4 protein-coding genes are annotated in these 4,164 nt (G+C 71.6%); all 4 read right to left on the reverse strand.

Annotated features, from left to right (window positions below; genetic code table 11):
- Positions 1-10: 10 nt before the first annotated feature.
- The gene (locus AC1D12_RS26580; RefSeq protein ID WP_477843989.1) at positions 11-1,720 is read right to left on the reverse strand and encodes a PqiB family protein; all 1,710 of its coding nucleotides are present in this window, start codon (positions 1,718-1,720) and stop codon (positions 11-13) included.
- Positions 1,713-2,360 carry a paraquat-inducible protein A gene (locus AC1D12_RS26585; RefSeq protein WP_047513095.1) on the reverse strand — a complete coding sequence of 216 codons (648 nt, stop codon included), beginning with the start codon at positions 2,358-2,360 and terminating at the stop codon, positions 1,713-1,715. Before AC1D12_RS26585 ends, AC1D12_RS26580 begins: the two co-directional genes overlap by 8 nt.
- Positions 2,357-3,106, reverse strand: coding sequence for a paraquat-inducible protein A (locus AC1D12_RS26590; RefSeq protein WP_477826894.1), 750 nt, complete (start codon positions 3,104-3,106; stop codon positions 2,357-2,359). Before AC1D12_RS26590 ends, AC1D12_RS26585 begins: the two co-directional genes overlap by 4 nt.
- 77 nt (positions 3,107-3,183) lie before the next feature.
- The coding region (locus AC1D12_RS26595) for a GAF domain-containing protein (RefSeq protein ID WP_477843991.1) at positions 3,184-4,164 on the reverse strand (981 nt) is incomplete at its 5' end.

Genomic DNA, 4,164 nt, shown 5'->3' on the forward strand with positions numbered 1-4,164 from the left:
ATCCACGCCCTCATCGCGCACCCTCCAGCGACGGCAGCGGCGGATCGGCCGGCTTGCCGCGCAGCAGCGATTCAGGGTGGCGCTGCAGGTAGTCGGTCAGCACGCGCAGCGATTGCGCGGCCCGTTGCAAGYCGGTCATCGTCTGCTCCACATTGCGTTGCACCGGCGCGTCCGGGTCGAGCAGGTTGCGGTCGAACTTGCCGAGCGAGCCCTGCAACGCATCGAGCGTCTTGCGCACCTCGGCCAGCGACTGCTGCGCCTCGGGCGACAGCTTCGCGATCGCCTCGCGCGCCTGCGCCAACRTCGCCCGCAGGTCGCGGCCGATGTCGTCGAACGGCACCTTGTTGATCTTCGCGACGATCTCGGCGATCTGCGGCTGCACGTCGGACAGCGTGCCCGGCACCGTCGGCACCTGCGGCACGCCGTCGGCCATCACCAGCGCGGCCGGCTTGCTTTTCGGGATGAAATCCAGCGCCACGTACATCTGCCCCGTCAGCAGGTTGCCGGTGCGCAGCTGCGCACGCACGCCGTTCTCGACCAGCCGCCGGAACAGCTGGACGTTCCGCTCGGCCCGCTCGCTCGCGTCGCCACCACGGCCCTCGACCAGCGCCCCGCGCACCGCGCCCAGCCGCAGCGGGTGCACGTCGGCCGTGACCTCCATCGGATACCGCTTGCGCTGCGCGTCGTAGCCGGGGCGGATCGCACGCACCTCGCCGATCTCGACACCGAGGAAATCGATCGGCGCACCCACCGACAGCCCGCGCACCGATTGGTCGAACACGAACTTCAGCCGCATCGGCGGGCCGTCCGGCGGCGAGATCGCGGCCTTTCGGTTGCTGAACAGCCAGAAGCGGGCACCCGGCGCAGCCTCGGCCTCGTCCTTCGCGTTCGGCGTCGCGAGCTCCGAGTGCTCGAACGCGACACCGCCCGCGATCACCGACGTGAGCGCCTGCGTGTCCACCGTCAATCCGCTCGCGTTCAGCGTGAAGTCGAATCCGCTCGCGTTCCAGAAGCGCGAGCGGTTGTTGACCAGCCGCTCGTACGGCGCCTCGACGAAGATCTGCACCAGCAGCTCGTCCTTCTCGGCATCGAGCGTGTAGCCCACGACACGGCCCACGCGCGTGCGGCGGTAGAAGATCGGCGAGCCGACATCCAGCGAACCCAGGTCGGGCGCGCGCAGCACGAAGCTGCGGCCCGGCTCGCCGCGCAGCACGAAGGGCGGCACCTCGAGCCCGACGAAGGACTTGCGGTCCTCGGTCGACACGCCGGCATCGGCACCGATGTACGCGCCCGACACCAGCGTCGCCAGGCCGCTGATGCCGCCCACGCCGATGCGCGGCCGCACGACCCAGAAATTGGTGTCTTCCACCGCCAGCGCCGCCGCCGAACGCGCGAGCCGCACCGAGGCGATCACGCGCTTGCGGTCCTCGCTGAGCGACACCGCATCGACGCGGCCCACCACCACCTCCTTGTAGCGCACCTCGGTCTTGCCGGCCTCCAGCCCCTCGGCGGTGCGGAACTCGATCGTGATGTGCGGACCCGCCTGCAGCAGGCTGTTGACCACCAGCGACACGCCCACCGCCAGCGCGATCAGCGGCACCAGCCACACCACCGACGGGAGCGAGCGCTTGCGGCTGACGATGGTCGGCGCGGGCGGCACGGGAAGGGGGGCCGGTGCAGGCACCGGCGTGGGCTCGGAGGGTGGGGATTCGTCAGCCATGGGCAGGGGAGGGATTGTCGTCGACCTCGTCGGGCCACAGCAGGCGCGGATCGAAGCTCGCGCTGGCCAGCATCGTCAGCACCACCACCGCGCCGAAGGCCAGCAGCCCCGGCCCCGGCTCGACGATGCCGAAGGCACCGAAGCGCACCATGCCGACCAGCAGCACGACGACGAAGACGTCGAGCATCGACCAGTGCCCCACCGCCTCGACCAGCCGGTACAGGTGGGTGCGCGGCACGCCCCGCACGCAGCTGCAGCGCTGCGCGGTGAAGGCGAGGAAGGACAGCGTCGCGATCTTCAGGATCGGCACCGCGATGCTCGCGATGAACACGATCAGCGCCAGGCCCCACGAATCGGCGTTCCACAGGTCGACGATGCCGCCGAGGATGGTGTGGCTGTCACGCCCGAACACGTTCGAGGTGATCAGGATCGGCAGCAGGTTGGCCGGCGCATACAGCAGCAGCGCGGCGGCCAGGCAGGCCCAGGTGCGCTGCAGGCTGTCGGGGATGCGCAGGTGCAGCGCGCTGCCGCAGCGCGGGCAGGCGATGTCGTCATGGTCGTCCGGCAGGCCGGCATCGATGCGTTGCGACACCAGCCCGCAGGCGCCGCAGTTGTAGAGGCGGGCACAGCGCGCGTTCATCGGGTCGCCGCCTCGCCAGGGTCGGGTTGCGCGGGGCCGGCTTGCTGTTCGGCCTGCCACTCGCTGCCCAGCTGCCACAACCGGTGCAGCCCGGCGGCGCTGCTTGAAGTGAGCAGCACCGTCAGCACGCCGTAGGCGAACAGGGCCGGCCCCGGCACCACGCTCGCGAGCCCGGCGCTGCGCACCACGGCCACCAGCGCGCCCAGCATGAACACCTCGACCATGCTCCAGCGCGTGGCGAAGCGCAGCAGCCGCATCGCCGGCATGAACCCTTGCGGCAGGCGGCGCCGCGTCATCGGCCACAGCAGGTACAGGCGCAGCGCGATCACGATGAACGGAAACACCATGGCCGTCGCGCCGGCCAGCATCGCGCCGAGCGGCTGGCCGGCCTCCCAGGTCTGCCACAGCGCCTCGGGCAGCGTCACCGGATCGGGCGATCCGCGCACCGAGATCCAGACCAGCGGCGTCAGGTTGCCGATCACGAAGCACACCAGGCCGCCGATCGCGAGTGCCAGCAGCCCGGGCAGCGACACCCGGTGGCCGCGGCCGAGCAGCGCGCGGCAGCGCCGGCAGTGCGCGGTCTCGCCGGGCTGCAGCGGCACGCGCTGGTGCACCGCGTCGCACTGCTCGCAGATCACCAGGTCGTGGCGAGGGCACAGCACCGCGGGGGCGTCGGCTCCCGCATCGACGGCCTCGGCGGGCAGGTCGGCGGTGGGAACCGGGCGGGAGGCGGTGGAGTCGGTCATTCAGGCGGAAGCTACGGCGAAGGCCGATCGTAGGGAGGGATGGGCAGCGAGTGTGTAGGACGACGGCGGATTCGTGGCTACCCCTTCAGGCGACGGTACACCGTGTTGCGGGCCACGCCGAGCTGCCGTGCGGCCAGCGAGACATTGCCGCCGGCCGCCGCGACGGCGCGGCGGATCGCATCGGTCTCCAGCGCTTCGAGCGTCGGCGGAGCCTCGGCAGCCGTGGGTGCCAAGCCCGCCGGCAGCGCGACCGGCGACAGCGTGGCCTGCGAGACCAGGCTCGCCGCCGACCAGAACACCGGCCACTGGAACACCGCCCGCACGTGCAGCGRCGCCCCCGCCGCCGGGCCGAGCACCGGGCGCAGCGTGAGCGGCGCGTCGCCATGCCGGCGGCCGTGGTCGGCGAAGGCACCGACCCCCAGGCCCAGCAGCCCCTCCAGCCCCAGCATGCGCAGCGCGCCGATGCTCAGGCCGAGTTGTGCGAGCGCGCTGCGGTTGGCGCCGAGGATCGCGCCGTCGGGGTCGACCGCGAGCAGCCCTTCGCGCACGGTGCCGATGCAGGCCGGTTCGGCATGGAAGTGCAGCCGCAGCCCGTTGCGGAAGCGGTCGGCGAAGCACTGGTTCTCGATCATCCGCGCCGACAGGTCGACCAGCGCCAGCGTGTGCGGGTGGTACGAGCGCTGGTCGCCGCTCACGTCGAGCACACCCATCACCCGGCCGGCATGGTCGAAGATCGGCGCGGCCGAGCAGGTGAGGAAACGGTGGGCGCGCAGGAAATGCTCGTCGCCGTGCACCAGCGTCGGCGCCTCGGTGAAGAGGGCGGTGCCGACCGCGTTGGTGCCCTTGTTCGGTTCCGACCAGTTCACGCCGGGCGAGAGCGCGACCTGCTGCGCGCGTTCGAGGAAGGAGTCGTCGCCGAAGCTGTGCAGGATGCCGCCGTTCGGATCGGTCAGCGCGACCATGCTGTGCGACGAGGCGATCTGCTCGAACAGCAGCTCCATCACCGGCGTCGCCTGCTCGTGCAGCCGGCGGTGGCGTTCGCGCGATTCCTGCAGCCG

The sequence above is a fragment of the Rhizobacter sp. P1_G5 genome (genome assembly GCF_056405435.1).